16 protein-coding genes and 1 pseudogene are annotated in these 14,899 nt (G+C 69.6%); 9 read left to right on the top strand and 8 right to left on the bottom strand.

Going from position 1 to position 14,899, the window contains the following annotated elements; translation table 11 throughout:
* The first annotated feature begins 19 nt into the window (after positions 1–19).
* The 6 genes from ACGFNP_RS15165 (at position 20) to ACGFNP_RS15140 (ending at position 4,629) form a co-directional block, all read left to right on the top strand.
* A complete protein-coding gene (locus ACGFNP_RS15165) occupies positions 20–700 on the top strand; it encodes a DUF998 domain-containing protein (RefSeq protein WP_358334539.1) in 681 nt (226 codons plus the stop codon).
* Positions 701–1,257: 557 nt separating this feature from the next.
* Entirely contained in the window at positions 1,258–1,671 is a 414-nt protein-coding gene (locus tag ACGFNP_RS15160; protein WP_358334536.1) for a helix-turn-helix transcriptional regulator, read from the top strand.
* A 12-nt stretch (positions 1,672–1,683) separates the two neighbouring features.
* Entirely contained in the window at positions 1,684–2,490 is an 807-nt protein-coding gene (modA, locus tag ACGFNP_RS15155; RefSeq protein WP_393318777.1) for a molybdate ABC transporter substrate-binding protein, read from the top strand.
* Between the two features lie 5 nt (positions 2,491–2,495).
* Positions 2,496–3,338: an ABC transporter permease gene (locus tag ACGFNP_RS15150; protein WP_393318774.1), complete on the top strand. Its 843-nt coding sequence runs from the start codon at positions 2,496–2,498 to the stop codon at positions 3,336–3,338.
* A complete protein-coding gene (locus ACGFNP_RS15145; protein ID WP_358334527.1) occupies positions 3,335–4,372 on the top strand; it encodes an ABC transporter ATP-binding protein in 1,038 nt (345 codons plus the stop codon). The genes ACGFNP_RS15150 and ACGFNP_RS15145 overlap by 4 nt, the downstream gene beginning before the upstream one ends.
* Positions 4,369–4,629 carry a hypothetical protein gene (locus tag ACGFNP_RS15140; RefSeq protein ID WP_393318770.1) on the top strand — a complete coding sequence of 87 codons (261 nt, stop codon included), beginning with the start codon at positions 4,369–4,371 and terminating at the stop codon, positions 4,627–4,629. The genes ACGFNP_RS15145 and ACGFNP_RS15140 overlap by 4 nt, the downstream gene beginning before the upstream one ends.
* On the opposite strand, the gene ACGFNP_RS15135 is transcribed toward ACGFNP_RS15140, so the two are convergent.
* The 5 genes from ACGFNP_RS15135 to ACGFNP_RS15115 form a co-directional block, all read right to left on the bottom strand.
* A complete protein-coding gene (locus tag ACGFNP_RS15135; RefSeq protein ID WP_393318767.1) occupies positions 4,602–5,129 on the bottom strand; it encodes a hypothetical protein in 528 nt (175 codons plus the stop codon). The genes ACGFNP_RS15140 and ACGFNP_RS15135 overlap by 28 nt on opposite strands.
* 106 nt (positions 5,130–5,235) lie before the next feature.
* On the bottom strand, positions 5,236–6,189 hold the full coding sequence (locus tag ACGFNP_RS15130; protein WP_393318764.1) for a sporulation protein: 954 nt from the start codon (positions 6,187–6,189) through the stop codon (positions 5,236–5,238).
* A gap of 150 nt (positions 6,190–6,339) precedes the next feature.
* A complete protein-coding gene (locus ACGFNP_RS15125) occupies positions 6,340–7,161 on the bottom strand; it encodes a hypothetical protein (protein WP_358334515.1) in 822 nt (273 codons plus the stop codon).
* Positions 7,158–7,658, bottom strand: a complete 501-nt coding sequence (locus ACGFNP_RS15120; RefSeq protein WP_358334512.1) for a SigE family RNA polymerase sigma factor — start codon at positions 7,656–7,658, stop codon at positions 7,158–7,160. Before ACGFNP_RS15120 ends, ACGFNP_RS15125 begins: the two co-directional genes overlap by 4 nt.
* Positions 7,659–7,739: 81 nt before the next feature.
* Positions 7,740–8,441: a TetR/AcrR family transcriptional regulator gene (locus tag ACGFNP_RS15115; RefSeq protein WP_358334509.1), complete on the bottom strand. Its 702-nt coding sequence runs from the start codon at positions 8,439–8,441 to the stop codon at positions 7,740–7,742.
* 120 nt (positions 8,442–8,561) lie between these two features.
* Between ACGFNP_RS15115 and ACGFNP_RS15110 the strand changes: the two genes are divergently transcribed.
* Both ACGFNP_RS15110 and ACGFNP_RS15105 read left to right on the top strand, forming a co-directional pair.
* A complete protein-coding gene (locus tag ACGFNP_RS15110) occupies positions 8,562–9,326 on the top strand; it encodes an SDR family oxidoreductase (protein ID WP_358334507.1) in 765 nt (254 codons plus the stop codon).
* Complete coding sequence (locus ACGFNP_RS15105) at positions 9,323–10,753, top strand: MFS transporter (protein WP_393318759.1); 1,431 nt, start codon at positions 9,323–9,325, stop codon at positions 10,751–10,753. Before ACGFNP_RS15110 ends, ACGFNP_RS15105 begins: the two co-directional genes overlap by 4 nt.
* A 97-nt stretch (positions 10,754–10,850) precedes the next feature.
* Here the strand turns inward: ACGFNP_RS15105 and ACGFNP_RS15100 are convergent, their stop codons facing one another.
* From ACGFNP_RS15100 to ACGFNP_RS15090, 3 genes and pseudogenes are all read right to left on the bottom strand, one after another.
* Complete coding sequence (locus tag ACGFNP_RS15100) at positions 10,851–12,119, bottom strand: MFS transporter (protein WP_393318756.1); 1,269 nt, start codon at positions 12,117–12,119, stop codon at positions 10,851–10,853.
* Between the two features lie 188 nt (positions 12,120–12,307).
* Complete coding sequence (locus ACGFNP_RS15095; RefSeq protein ID WP_393318753.1) at positions 12,308–12,496, bottom strand: hypothetical protein; 189 nt, start codon at positions 12,494–12,496, stop codon at positions 12,308–12,310.
* A 29-nt stretch (positions 12,497–12,525) separates the two neighbouring features.
* Positions 12,526–12,603, bottom strand: a pseudogene (locus tag ACGFNP_RS15090) (GntR family transcriptional regulator); the annotation flags it as partial.
* 159 nt (positions 12,604–12,762) lie between these two features.
* On the opposite strand from ACGFNP_RS15090, the gene ACGFNP_RS15085 reads away from it, so the two are divergent.
* Positions 12,763–14,865, top strand: a complete 2,103-nt coding sequence (locus ACGFNP_RS15085) for a beta-propeller fold lactonase family protein (protein ID WP_393318750.1) — start codon at positions 12,763–12,765, stop codon at positions 14,863–14,865.
* Positions 14,866–14,899: the final 34 nt, after the last annotated feature.

Genomic DNA, 14,899 nt, shown 5'->3' with positions numbered 1-14,899 from the left:
GTCTGTGTACGATGTACGCATGAGCATACCTCGTACACAGATTCCGCTGGTCCTGGGTGCGGCCGGTCCGGTCATCTTCATCACGGCGTACCTCGTCAACGGGGCGGCACAGCCCGGCTACAGCTCCTGGCACGACACCATCAGCGCGCTCAGCCTGGCCCCCCACGGCTGGCTCCAGATCGCCAACTTCGTGCTCTACGGAGTGCTCACGCTGTGCTTCGCCGAAGGACTCAGACGTTCGGGTGCCGTCAACACGCGGGGATATGCGCTCCTCGTCGCCGCCGGGGTGGGCCTCATCCTCATCGGCCCGTTCCGAACGGATCCGATCCTCGGCTTCCCGGCCGGTGAGCCTGCCGTTGTCACCCTGGGCGGCACCGTGCACAATCTCGGCGCCCTGGTGGTGTTCGTGGCGTTTTCGGCCGCCGCTTTCGTCGCCGCGCGCCGCCCGCTTCGCGGTTGGTCCGTCTTCTCGATCGCCAGCGGCGCCGTTTCCCTCGTTGCGGTCGCAGCGTTCTTCGCGACTGTCGCGGCGGCTCAAGGCCACGACGGCGGAGACTCTCCGGCCGGCTTCTTCGAGCGGTTGCCGACGCTCTTCATCGGGCTCTGGCAGGTCGCGTTCGCGGTCCGGGTCCTGACCGGGCGAGCGATTCACCGCGCACAGCGAACGGGCGCGCCTGAAGGTGCGCCGCAGGTGGCGTGAGGTGGCGAGCAACCTTGCTCGCAGGAGGCCCAGTCCTCATCGGTGCGCTGACCGCTGCCGTCGGCGCGACCATCGCCGCCAACCTCGACCCGCCATGCTCTCCCCTTGGTCATGCTTGCCGGCGATCGCGCAGCCAGACCAGGTGTGCTGTTACTACTCACCCGCGAAATCAGTGATGCGTTCCTGATCGGCGGGTGGGTGCGAGGGATAGGACTTGGTGCCGGTTTCGAGTCCATCTTGTCCCGCTCCGTCCAGCCACTCCGGCGAAGCGTGCTTGGCAGGCGGTCCGAGCGGAGCGAGGTCGTTCAGGGGGCGGGCGTCAGCCCGCCTGGGAGAGCGTCCGGAGCGTAGCGGAGGACCTTTTGGGAGGGTGGGCATCAAACGGCCAACCACCGAATCGGGTGATGGGTGGGGGGAAGAACGTCCGGAGCGAAGCGGAGGGCCTTTTTGGGCGGGTGAAGTCTCGTGGATGCCATGACAAAACTATTGATCGTGCCGCGCCTGCGGCTAAGTACCGGTCTTCAGCCTGGAATGTGCGAAGGGTATGGTGATTGCTTGTGACGACGTTCCGGATCAGCGAGGCCGCCGCGTTGCTCGGGGTCAGCTCCGACACCGTGCGCCGGTGGGTGGACGCGGGGCGGCTGGCGGCCGGGCGGGACGAGCACGGCCATCGGCGTCTGGACGGTGCGGATCTGGCTGCCTTCGCTCGTGCGCAGATCGAGTCGGCCGGCGATGGTGGCCGGTCCTCGGCGCGTAATCGCTTTCGCGGGATCGTGACCGAGGTGATCAGGGACGCGGTGATGGCGCAGGTGGAGATCGCGGCGGGACCGTACCGGGTGGTGTCGCTGATGAGCCGTCAGGCCGCTGATGAGCTGGGTCTGGAGCCGGGGGTGGTGGCGGTCGCCGTGATCAAGTCCACCAACGTCGTCGTCGAGATTCCCGGCCACGAACGCGTGGCCGGCAGCCAGTAAGGAGCCACATTGGTGTTCAGGCGTCTTTCCCGGTGGGCGATCGCCGTGCCCGTCGCGCTCACGCTGGCGGGCCTGGCCGGTTGCGGCTCCGGCGAACCGGCCACGTCCGGCACCTCCGCCTCGGCTTCGGCGTCTGCCGGTGGCGGGGCCAAGGAGGTGACGGTGTTCGCCGCCGCGTCCCTGACCGGTACGTTCACCGAGCTCGGCAAGACCTTCGAGGCCGCCCACCCGGGCACCACGGTGAAGTTCAACTTCGGCTCCAGCGCGACGCTGGCCCAGCAGATCACCCAGGGGGCTCCGGCCGACGTGTTCGCCGCGGCCAGTCCGGCCACCATGAAGACGGTGACCGACGCCTCCTTGGCGAGCGCGCCGACCACGTTCGTCCGCAACAAGCTGCAGATCGCCGTACCCGCCGACAATCCGGCCAAGGTGGACGATCTGAAAGACCTGACCGACCCCAAGGTGAAGGTCGCCCTGTGCGCCGAGCAGGTGCCGTGCGGTGCGGCGGCGATCAAGGCGCTGGACGCGGCCGGGTTGAAGGTCAAGCCGGTCACCCTGGAGCAGGACGTCAAGGCCACCCTGACCAAGGTCGAACTCGGGGAGGTGGACGCCGCGCTGGTCTACACGACCGACGTGATCGCCTCCGCGGGCAAGGTGAAGGGCATCACCTTCCCCGAGGCGGACAAGGCGATCAACGACTACCCGATCGCCACCCTGACCAAGGCGCCCGCGGGTGACCTGGCCAAGCAGTTCGTCGACCTGGTGCTGTCGCCACAGGGCAAGGACGTGCTGACCAAGGCCGGGTTCGAGGCTCCCTGACGGAGATGACCCCTTCAGCGCCGCACCGCCCCCGCCGCGAACAGCTGCGCGGCGGGGCAGCCGGCATTTCCGGGCGTCTGCCCTGGGTGCTGGTGGTGCCGGCCGTGCTCGGGCTGGCCTTCCTGGTGTTGCCGCTGGCCGGGTTGCTGGTACGGGCGCCCTGGCCGACCCTGCTGGAACGGCTGGCCGAGCCGCAGGTGCTGCAGGCGCTGCGGCTGTCGCTGGTGACCGCCACCATCGCGACGGTCGTGTGCCTGCTGCTCGGGGTGCCGCTGGCCTGGCTGCTGGCCCGGGTGTCGTTCCCCGGCCGGCGGCTGGTGCGGGCCCTGGTCACCGTGCCGCTGGTGCTGCCGCCGGTGGTCGGCGGGGTGGCGCTGCTGCTCGTACTGGGGCGACGGGGGCTGATCGGGCAATGGCTGGAGGCGACGTTCGGCATCACGCTGCCTTTCACCACCGCCGGGGTCGTCGTCGCCGAGGCGTTCGTGGCGATGCCGTTCCTGGTGATCAGTGTCGAAGGCGCGCTACGCGCCGCTGACCAGCGCTTCGAGGAGGCGGCCGCCACGCTCGGGGCCTCGCGCTGGATCGTGTTCCGGCGCGTCACGCTGCCGCTCATCGCCCCGGGCGTCGTAGCCGGGGCGGTGCTGTGCTGGGCGCGGGCGCTGGGTGAGTTCGGGGCCACCATCACCTTCGCCGGCAACTTCCCCGGCACCACCCAGACCATGCCGCTGGCCGTCTACCTGGCGCTGGAGACCGAGCCGGAGGCCGCGATCGTGCTCAGTCTCGTCCTGCTCGCCGTCTCGGTGATCATCCTGTCGAGCCTGCGCGATCGGTGGGTGAACTCCCCATGACCGACGGTCTGCGGGCCCGGCTGGTCGTCACCCGGCCCGCGTTCGCCCTGGACATCGCCCTGGAGGCCGCCCCCGGCGAAGTGGTCGCGCTGCTCGGCCCCAACGGCGCGGGCAAGACCACCGCCCTGCGCGCCCTGGCCGGGCTCACCCCCCTGTCCGATGGGCAGATCACCCTCGACGGCCTCCCCCTGCACACCCAGGCCGCCGAAGAACGGCCCATCGGCATGGTCTTCCAGGACTACCTGCTCTTCCCTCACCTGACGGCGCTGGACAACGTCGCCTTCGGGCCGCGCTGCCACGGCGCCTCCAAGGCCGAGGCCCGCCGTACCGCCGCCGCCCTGCTGGACCGCGTCGGCCTGGCCGACCGCGCCGCCGCCAAGCCCCGGCACCTGTCCGGCGGCCAGGCGCAGCGGGTCGCCCTGGCCCGGGCGCTGGCCGTACACCCGCGCCTGCTGCTGCTCGACGAGCCGCTCGCGGCGCTCGACGCGCACACCCGGCTGGAGATCCGTTCGCAGTTGCGCCGGCACCTGGCCGACTTCGACGGCGCCACCGTTCTGGTCACCCATGATCCGCTCGACGCCATGGTGCTCGCCGACCGGCTCATCGTGATCGAGAACGGCGCCATCGTCCAGCAGGGCGGCCCCGCCGAAGTGGCCCGTCAGCCGCGTACCGACTACGTGGCCCGGCTGGTCGGGCTCAACCTCTACCAGGGCCTGTCCGACGGCCATCGGGTCAAGGTAGGCGACCTACTGCTCAGCACCACCGAGCACCTCCAAGGCCCGGTGTTCGTGGCCTTCCCGCCCGCCGCCGTGGCCCTCTACCGCACCCGCCCCGACGGCAGCCCGCGCAACCTGTGGCAGGCCACGATCGACGGCATCGAACGGCACGGCGACAACGTACGCGTCCACCTCAGCGGCCCCGTCACCGCCTTCGCCGACATCACCCCGGCCGCCCTCGCCGACCTCGACCTCACCCCCGGCCAGCGGATCTGGGCGTCGGTGAAGGCCACCGAGACGCACGCCTACCCGGCATGAACGCGCACCCGCCGGACGGCTGCCACGACGGCAACGCCATCTGCCTCGGCGGCCCGTGCCACGGTCTGCTCACCCACATCGACCAGGACATCGGTCTCTTGACGGTTCCCGTCCCGCGGCGTTCGCCCGACGAGCCCGAGACCGGCGCCCGCTACCGCGTCACCCGCGAGCGGGTGCGCTACTGCGGCCAGGCGGAGGCCTACATCGCCCTGCATTGGGTTGGTGCGCCCTATTCTTGCGGGCAGTCATCCCCATAGCCGGTCGTCGGCGGACAATCTGATCTCCGCGATCTGGCTGATGTGCCTGGCCCCGCAGCGATCTCCCGGCACCACCAGGTGCGGGCCCTGATCGTCACCACCGTCATGGTCAGCACGGAGGCCGCGAACAGCGCCACCGATCCGGTCACCAGCGGGTTGACGAAGCCGGGCACCAGGTCAGGGCCGCATGTGGTGTCGTGGAGCGGCCACATGTCCTGCGATCCGTTCGCCGGACCGCGGTAGCCGTAGCTGTACAAGTCCGGCCGGACCAGCCCGCACCGGTCGTCCGGGTCGGTCAATGCCCCGAAGGTCGTCGACTTCAGCCCGTACCCGTAGGTGGCGATCGCCGCACACAGCGCCGCTGCGGGCAGCCACCAACCCGTCCACCGCCGGCCTCGGGCTCGGGCTCGCAGCGCGAGAGCCGGGAGCACGAGAGCGGCCAGCGCCGGGACCGGCCAGGCCAGCATCAGCAGGAGCAGCGCGATGAAGACGATTTCCATCAGAGTGCGACTCTACGGCAGTCGGCGTATCAGGTGATCATGGCCTCTGGCAGGACAACCCGCTGGTTGGGCGGGCTGGCCTGCCAGACAGCGGCGTCTGGCGCTTCTACCAGTCGCCTCCTCCGTCTTCCTCGTCGCTTTCGAAGATCTCTTCGGCGACCTCGGCCGCGACGAACCCGCCGACCAAGCCCGCGGCTCCGGCCGCCGCAACCGTTCCCCAACCGGGGCCGCCGTGGTCGTCGTGGTCGTAGTGCCCGTGTTGGGAGCCATGGCCGCCGAGCAAGCCGGCGTGGCCGTATTGGGTCAGCCCGGCCAGCCAGCGGTCGAGCTCGCCGGGCCAGTCGGTACGCAGCGCGTCGTCGTGGCTGACGTGGAAGCGGCCGATGGCGTCACCGGAGTAACGGCCGGCCCGCTTGTCGGCCTCCAGGATGACGTCCAGACCCGTCGGCCCGGCCACGAAGGTGACCTCGACCTCGCCCACGACTCCGGCGTGCTGGGGTGGCGGGTAGAACTCGATCTCCTGGTAGAACGGCAGGTCCTGGCGCACGCCGTACAGCCGGCCGGCCTCCAGATCGGCGGCCTTGAACTGGAAACCGAGCTGTAGGAACGCCTGCAGGATGCGGAGCTGGGAGGGCAGGGGTTCGACCGCGATCAGGTCCAGGTCTCCTTTGTCGACGGCCTTGGCGATGGCCAGTTCGGTGCGTACGCCCAGCGCCATGCCGGTCAGCGGCCGGCCGTCGATCTCGCTGATCGGCGTCTCCCACGGCACCGGGATCTGGAAGTCGAGGCTGCGGTTCTCGCCTTGACGCAGCGTGAACGGGCCCGAGACCTGGGCGCGGGAGAACTCACCCAGCCCGGCGTGCTCACCCTCGCCGTGCTCGATCTCCACCCGGGCCACCAGGCCGAGGGTGATGTGCTCGATCTCGGCGTCGAAGTCGCCGCCCTTGAGACGTACCTCGCCGGCCAGCATGCCGCCCGGCTGGATCCGCGGGGTGGAAAGGACGGTGTCCACCGAGGGCGCGCCCACGCCGAAGGCACCCAGCATCCGCTTGAAGACCACGCTGTCGTCTCCCTGTTGTCGAGATTGGTTGTGTCAGCCGCCCGCCTTAACGATCAGCGCGAGGGCCGGGTTCCAGGGCGAGTAAAGCGGGTCTTCCGACGGCGACGCAGGGGATCGGCGCATGGTGGTGTAATGCGGCGCTTTCTCTGGCTACTTAGCCGCCGAGGGTGCGCCGCTCGATGCGGACTCGGCTCCGGCGGGTCGGTCGTAGACCCCTACGGCCCAGTTGCCGGGACGTTCACCGACTTCGGCCGACAGTCGTTCGAGCACTTCGGGGCGCCGCAGTGCCCAGGAAGCAGTGCTCTCGTCGTCGTCACACTCCGTCGACTTCGACTTCGGGGTCGGCTTGCAATCCGTGACGGCTTTCGCCACCTCCCGGATGGGGGCGTCCGCCGGAAAGACCCAGATTTGCAGGGACTGCGGCTTCTTCAGCCAGTCGGTGGGTGCTGAAAGCTCGTCGTGATGGCTGCCCAGTGCATTCTTGCACCGTCCGGTCATACCCCCCAGTTCGCCGCCCTTGAGCTTTTGCACTGTGACCACCCACGCCTGCGGATCGTCGCAGACCACCTTGTACCCGGTGGAGAGACTGGTCGGAGTGAAGGTCACCGTCCGGCCGACGCCCGTCGTCTCGAACCGCTGGGAGTGCATGAGGGGGAGATCGAATTTCTCCGCCCCGAGCACCACGGAATAGCTCGCGGGCAGCTTCGGCCCGGAATCGACCTGAGCCGAGCTCGCTGGGCGGCTCGCGACCGACGTCCTGTCCGCCTGGGGTCCGGCCAGCAGGCCGTTCACCAGTCCGGCGGCCGTTACGGCGACGGCCATGGTCGCCCCGGCCGTCAGCGCTCGCCGAGTACGGCGCATGCGGCGGCCGCGCCGTACGATCGCGTCGAGATGAGCAGGCGGTTCGCCGCCCGCGGGGTCCTGGCCGAACTCCGTCAGGAACTGCCGCAGGTCGCTCTCGGTGTGCCTCATCGCTGGACCCTCTCCAAGTTCATGGTCTGAATATCCGGATCCACCCGAAGACGGGTGAGGGCTCGGCTGAGCTGGCTCTTCACCGCTCCCAGTGAGCACCCGACGATGTCGGCGACCTGGGTGAGTGTCCGTCCCTCGAAGTAGTGCAGAACGACCACGGCGCGCTGGCGCGAAGAGAGTGTGCCGATGGCGCTCCACATCGCGGCATGGTCGGCCACCTCGGCGGCCGGGTCGCGTGGATCGGCCGTCTCAGGGATGCTCTCGGCCGGCACTTCTCCGCGCCACCGCCTGCGCCACCACGACGCGTGGGTGTTCACGATGATCCGATAGACGTAGGGGTCGGGGTTACCCTCGATCCGCCGCCAGGCGATCCATGCCTTCGCCAGCGCGGTCTGCACCAGATCCTCGGCCGTGCCCCAGTCCCGGGCGAGGAGATAGGCCATCCGGCACAGCCGTAAGTGCCGCTGTGCCACATATTCGGCGAACCCGTCGTCCATCGATCATCTCCGTCTCGTTGTCTCCGGCGATGACTACCGCTTGGGAGACGCATACGGATGACGGACGTCCCGTACCAAATTTCAGCTGGGAGAGGTGAGGCCCAGGGACCGGACCAGTTCGGTGATCTCGGCGCGGTAGACCTTGGCCGGGTTGCGGGTCTGGCCGCTCAGATGACCGTAAATCTCCAGGGACAGCAGGCCGTGCAGGCGGCCCCACATGCGCAGCGCCTCGGCGATCGCGGCGGGCGGCAGGCCGGGGAACTCCGCGCGGACCTTCGTGACCAGGGCTTCGTCGAAGTCGGCCCAGTCGTAGGCGTCCGCGGGACGGATCCGTTCGGTCTGGGGCCAGGCGCCGGCGACGAGGCCCGTCAGTCCCATGCAGGTGCGGTGTTCGGCCTCGGGCGCGGCACCGCCCTCGGGGACCTGGTAGCCGGGCACCGGGTCGCCGTAGATCAGCCGGAAGCCCTGCGGGTTGGCCAGCGCCCACTCGCGGAAGGCCAGCGCCCACGCCAGGATCCGCCCGGAGGGATCATCCCGGGGTACGGTGTCGCGCGCCGCCTCCAGCGCGTCGACCAGCGAGGTGTGCACGTCCCGGATCAGCGTGGTGATCAGGTCATCGCGGGTCGGGAAATAGCCGTAGATGGCGCCCGCGGTCATGCCCATCTCGCGCGCGATGGCGCGCAGCGAGATCGCGTCGGGGCCACCCTCGGCCATGAGCTTCAACGCGATCGCGCGGATCTCGGCAATGGTCTCGGCCCGCAGGCGGGCGCGCCGGTTCAGCATCTGATCGCCCTCTGGTTAACCACGCTTGACAGCCTACAGCGTTCAGTGGCTAATCTTCGTGCAGCAACTACACGCCGTTCAGTTTCTCGACGGCGTGCTGCCGAATGAAGGGGATCGAACATGAATCTGGGTCTGTCCGGAAGCACCGCCGTGGTCACCGGAGCCGGCCGCGGCATCGGGCTGGCGATCGTGCGCGCGCTCACCGCCGAAGGCGTCCAGGTCGCCGCGGCGGCCCGCACCGTCACTCCGGAGCTCAAGGAGACCGGCGCTGTGGCCGTCGAGGCCGACCTGACCACCGCCGAGGGCGCCGCGCTGCTCGTCGACCGGGCGGTCGCCGAGCTCGGCGGTGTCGATGTGCTGGTCAACAATGTCGGCGGCGGTGAGGACTTCGCCGTCGGCGGTTTCCTGAGCGCGGACGACGACCTGTGGCGTCGTGCGTTCGACCGCAACTTCTTCAGCGCGGTCCGGGTCACCCGTGCCGCGCTGCCGAGCCTGCTGCGGCGGCGCGGCACGATAGTCAACATCTCCTCCGTGGTGGCCCGCGTGCCCGGCGCCGGAACGGTCGACTACAGCGTGCCCAAGGCTGCGCTGACCGCTTTGGGCAAGGCGTTGGACGAGGAGTTCGGGCCCCAGGGCGTGCGGGTGACCACCGTGTCGCCGGGGCCGGTGCGCACCGCGTTCTGGGACACCGTCGCCACCGCCTATGGCACCGACTCCGCCGGCCTGCTCGCCGGTCTTCCTGCCTCGGCCGGGATGACGACCGGACGGGTCATCGAGCCGGACGAGGTCGCCGACCTGGTCGTGTTCCTGGCCTCCGGCCGCGCCCGCAGCATCGCCGGCAGCGACCACCTGCTGGACGGCGGCGCCGTGAAGGCCGCCTCGTGATCCGGCCCGGCCGGATGCTGGCGCTCTTGGCGTTCGCCCAGTTCACCGTCGCGGTCGACTACAACATCGTCTACGTCGCGCTTCCCGACATCGGGCGGGCCATCGGCTTCTCCGCCCAGTCGCTGCAGTGGGTCGTCAGCGCGTACGCGGTCGCGTTCGGCGGGTTCCTGCTGTTCGGCGGGCGGCTCGTCGACCGGTTAGGCGGACGGCGGGTGTTCATTCTCGGCTCGGTGATCTTCGGGTTGGCGTGCCTGGCCGGTGGGTTCGCCACCGAGCCGGGCGTACTCGTCGCCGCGCGGGCGGCGCAAGGGTTCGGCGGTGCGCTGCTGTCCCCCGCCACCCTGATGCTGATCAACACGCGGTTCGAGGAGGGCCCGGCGCGGACCCGCGCTCTGGCCGTCTGGGGCGCGGCAGGCAGCGGCGGGCTGGCCGCCGGCGCACTGTCAGGCGGCCTGCTCACCCAGGCATGGGGCTGGGAGTGGGTGCTGTTCGTCCTGGTGCCGCCGGCGTTGGCCGCCGCCGCGCTCGCCCCGGCCGTACTTCCGCCGGACGAACGGCACGCGGTGACGCGCGGCGGGTTCGACGTGCCCGGCGCCGTCCTGGCCACGCTCGGATCGGCGCTGCTGGTGCTCGGGCTGGTCAGCGGCCCGGAGGCGGGGTGGGTCTCGGTGCGCGGTCTGGGTTTCCTGGCGGCCGGTCTGCTGCTGTTGGCGGCATTTGTCCTGGTCGAGGGGAGAACGAAGGACGCGCTGGTGCCGCTGCGACTGTTCGCCGATCGCGGGCTGGTGACGGTGATCGGCGTGATCCTGGTCTTCCAGAGCGCCTTGGGTGGCGCGTACTACCTGTTCACCACCTATCTGCAGGGGGTGCTCGGGTACGAGGCGCTGGAGGCCGGGCTCGCCTTCGTTCCGCTGACGGTCATCTCCATGGGCGCGTCGCTGCGGCTGGCCGGAGCGCTGCTCGTCCGCTGGGGGCCCCGCGCGACGCTGTTCGCCGGGATGGCCGTGAACGGCACGGGCATGGTCCTGCTGGCGGTGGCCATGTCGACGGGAGCCTCCTACTGGATGCTGTTGCCGGGCGTGGTGGTCTGGGGCATCGGCGGAGGCGTGACCTTTCCGGCGATGTTCGTGTGCGCCGCCTCGGGCGTGCGCCCCAGCGAGGCGGGCATCGCGTCCGCCGTGGCCACCACCGCCCAGCAGGTCGGCGGCGCGGCGGGCCTGGCCGTCCTGGTGGCCGTCGCCACGGCGGGCCTTGGCGATCCACCCGCGGCGCAGGCGGTGCTGGACGGCCTGCGCACGGCGATGTGGATCGGCGGCACCGCCTCCGTTCTGGGCGGCCTGCTGGCTTTTGTTCTTCCCCGCCCGAAGGCAGCCCCACTCGCGGCGGCAGCGGCCGATGATCCGGCCATCACTCCCGTCAGCGGCTGAGCCGGAGACCGTGCGTGTGTTCGTGTTCGCCTGCCTGAGCGTCCCGGCCATCCACCCGGCATTCGCAACATCGGCCTGCCCTGCCCACCCCTCACGGTTACGCCGGGCGAGGGAGGGTCTTCTCGGGTGACCGGGTCAGGACGCTCACCGCCGCGACCGGCACCAGCAGCAGGGTGAGGAGGCCCGAGACGATCAGGCCCGTGCCCGTGCCGGTCAGCTGGATGAGCGGGCCGCCGGCCACGAGGCCCAGCGGGGCCGCGATCGTCGCCCCCGTCGTCCAGAGCGTCACCACCGGCTGCTGCTCGCCGGGCCGCAGGCCTGACTGCAGGAAGCTGTACGCGACGGGGGTGAACGGCGCCCAGACCAGGCCGCCCAGCGCGAACACGATCATCGCGGCGGTCAGGTTGTCCACGGCGGCCAGGGCGATCGGGCAGAGGGCCCACAGGCCGATGATCGCGACGAGCAGCCGGCGCTGAGGGAGGCCGCGCATCAGGTTGACCAGAGCGGCACCCGCGATCGCGCCGACGCCCAGGGTGCTCCAGAGCAGGCCGAGACCGGACGCGCCGCTGTGCAGGGTGCCCTGGACGTACAGGGGCAGTGCCACCTCGATCGGCATGTAGAAGAAGTTGAAGAAGAACACCACGACCAGCAGCCTGGCGGCCACGGGGCGGCGGCGCAGGATGCGCCAGCCCGACTCGTCCTGCCGCGTGTCCGTGGACTCCTTCGACTCCGCCCCTGTCCGCGGCACCCAGCGCAGCACGCAGGCCATCAGCAGCAGCGCACCGCACGCGTCGACGAACAACACCGCGCCGGGCCCGTTGGCCGCCACCATGAGCCCGCCTGCCACAGGCCCCAGCACGTAGAGTGCGACATTGCTGTTCAGGCCCAGCAGTCCGTTGACGCCGTACCGTTCCCCCTCGTCCGCCATCGAGGTGACGAGCAGACGGCGGCTGCTGGCACCGGCCATCCGGAAGGCCGCTCCCAACAACAGCCCGACGACCAGGACGGGCAGGCTGAGCCGGCCGGTCACCGCGGCCATGCCCAGGCCGGTGAAGGTCAGCGCCCGCAGCGCGCAGTCGGCGATCAGCAGGGTACGGGGCGGTATCCGGACCCGGCCCAGGCCGATGCCGAGTGCCAGGACCGTGGACAGGATGAACGGGGCCGCCTCCACCATCCCGACGGCGATCGCCGGGGGTATGTGCCCGTGGATGCGCAGGGTCTGTACGGGCATGGCCACGATGATCATGCCGGTGCCGATGTTGGCCAGCATGTCGCCGAGCAGCAGCCCGGCCACGCGCTTGTTGCGCAGCACGTCACGATACGAGCGGTTCGCCGTCGCGGAGGAAGCGTCGGCCGACTTGGACACGTGGTGGACTCCTCACCGGTGAAGTTTGCGAGTACGGCGCTGCCCCCGATCATCGGGCGAGCCCGGGGTGCCCCTTCCGGACGGTCGCTATCAGCGAGCTCCGGCGGGCCAGGAAATCCTCCAGATCGGCGTCGGCGACGCAGTGGCGGTGTGAGCAGATGCCTTCTCCTGTGCGTGGGGGGCGGGGCTTACCAGCTGCCGGCGACCTGCCGGATCGGGGCGTTCAGGCGGTTGAAGAGGTTGGTGACGGCGATCATCAGCAGGATAGAGGCCAGCTGCTGCTCGTCGAAGTGGTCGGCGGCCTTGTTCCAGGCCTCGTCGGAGACAGCGGCGGCGTGGTCGGCCAGCCGGGTCGAGGCCTCGGGCGGCGTGCCCATGGGGGTCGCGGTGTTCGCCAGGAATCGAGCACGCCCTCCGCCTCCAACCGCAGCAGCGCCTCTCGCACGGGGGTGCGTGAGACGCCCAGCGAGCGGCTCAGCTCTGCCTCAGTGACCGCCCGGCCCTAAGACCGTGAAAACGCCGATCATGATGAACGCTCGCGCCAATGATCAGTCAGGAAACCCCTTCCAGGCGCGTCCCCCCCGCTGAGCGAGTTGCCGTCCCCTCTAGAACAGAACCCTCATCACGCAATACGGGGGTTCCGATGCCGACACGTCAGAAGAGAGTGCGGCGGTCCCGGATCTGGGCAGCGGCCGGGGTCGCCGTCGCGGCGGCATTGGCGGTGCCGATGACCGAATCCGCGCCGGCGACCGCGGACCCACAGCTCCAGGACTTCCTCTACGTGGCCAACAGCGGTGCGGACAACGTGTCGCTGATCGACACGCTCTACAAGACCATCACTCCCGTCGGCGTCGGCCGTTCGCCCAGCCAGTTGGCGATCAACTCGGCCGGTACCCGTCTCTACGTCACCAACAGCGCCTCGGGCAACGTGTCGGTGGTGGACACCGAGACCAAGCAGGTCACCACGATCGCCGTCGGCCGTTCGCCGAGCGGTGTGGCGGTCAATCCGGCCGGCACCCGCGTCTACGTCGCCAACAGCAGCGAGGACAGCGTGTCAGTGATCGACACCACCACCGACCCACCCTCCGTCACCACGATCGCCGTCGGCCGATTTCCGACAGGTGTGGCGATCAACCCGGCCGGCACCCGCGTCTACGTCACCAACTACGGGGCGAGCAACGTGTGGGTCATCGACACCGACACCAACAACAAGGTCGCCACCATAGGCGTCAAGAGCTTCCCCAAGAGTGTGGCCATCACGCCCGGCGGCACCCGCGCCTACGTGACGCACTACGGGGCGGCCAACCCCAACCTCGTGTCGGTGATCGACACCACCACCAACAAGGTCACGGACACCATCCGCGCCGGCGACCATCCGATCGCCGTGGCGATCAACCCCGCGGGCACCTTCGCCTATGTCGCCAACCACTTCTCGGACAACGTGTCAGTGATCGACACCGCCACCAACAAGGAGACCACCACCATCAAGGTCGGTCAGTCACCGAGTGGCGTGGCGATCAACACCGCGGGCACCCGCGCCTACGTCACCAACAACCGGTCGGACACCGTGTCGGTGATCAACACCGCCACCAACGAGCAAGCCACGACCATCAACGTCGGCCGGCTTCCGATCGGTGTGGCCGTTCTCGACAAACCCGCGGACCGGACCGCCATCGTCTCCCTCGGTGACAGCTACATCTCCGGCGAGGCTGGCCGCTGGCAGGGCAATGCCGTCCCGGCGAGCACGCTGGGGGACCGCTGGGGGACCGACCGCGCCGCCTACAACTGCACGTCGAGCGGTTTGCGGTGCAGCCACAACGCCCGACGCGTCTACGGTGAGTCCTTCGACAACGGCTGCAACCGCTCGGACTCGGCCGAGATCCAGAGCGCGTCCATCAACGTACTGCGCCGGATCAACCTCGCCTGCTCCGGCGCCAAGACCATCAACGTGATCGGGGCCGACGCGGGCGGAAAATCGTTCAAGGGAGAGCCGCCCCAGGCCGACCAGCTCCGCCGCGTCGCCCGCCACTACGACGTCGAGATGGTGGTCCTGTCCATCGGCGGCAATGACCTCGGCTTCGCCTCCGTCCTTGAGAAATGCGTCAAGAGATGGCAGAAGCAGCACGGGATCGAGCACTGCCATGTGGACCAGGAGCCTGTCATCCGTAACGCTCTGGTGGAGACGAAGCGCAAGGTGGAAAAGGCCGTCACCGAAATCCAGCGGGCCATGAGCGATGCCGGCTCCTACCGGTTCGTCCTGCAGTCCTACCCGTCTCCCATTCCGCCAGCCGACCAGAACCGCTATCACGAGTTCAGCGACTCGCGCTTCAACGTGGGCGGCTGCCCGATGTTCAACGACGACTCCGACTGGGCCCGCAACACCGTCATTCCCGCCATATCCGACATGCTGCGGGAGGTCGCCCGCGCCCATAACGTGGAATTCCTCGACCTGCGAAACCAGTTCGACGGCCACGAGGCCTGCGCCAACCGGGCGCGGCAAGCCACCGCCGCCAACTCTCTTCAGAACCCGCTACCCGGCGACATCAGTGAATGGACCCGCTTCCTTGTCGTCCTGGAATCCCAGGGCCAGGCGCAGGAATCCGTTCACCCCAACTACTACGGCCAGCAGGCCATCGGCACCTGCCTGACCCAACTGTGGGACCACAAGGGAACCGAGAAGAACCACAGCTGCACCGGCACCCCCGGCCGCGGCCCGGCGGAGGTGACCCTCACCAGCAGCGAGTGAGCCCGGCGGGACTGGCATGCGCCATGATGACCGC

The sequence above is a fragment of the Nonomuraea sp. NPDC049269 genome (assembly GCF_043197155.1).
Classification (GTDB): Bacteria; Actinomycetota; Actinomycetes; order Streptosporangiales; family Streptosporangiaceae; genus Nonomuraea.
The sequence above is the reverse complement of the archived record's forward strand: the minus strand, read 5'-3'. Positions and strand labels throughout refer to the sequence as shown.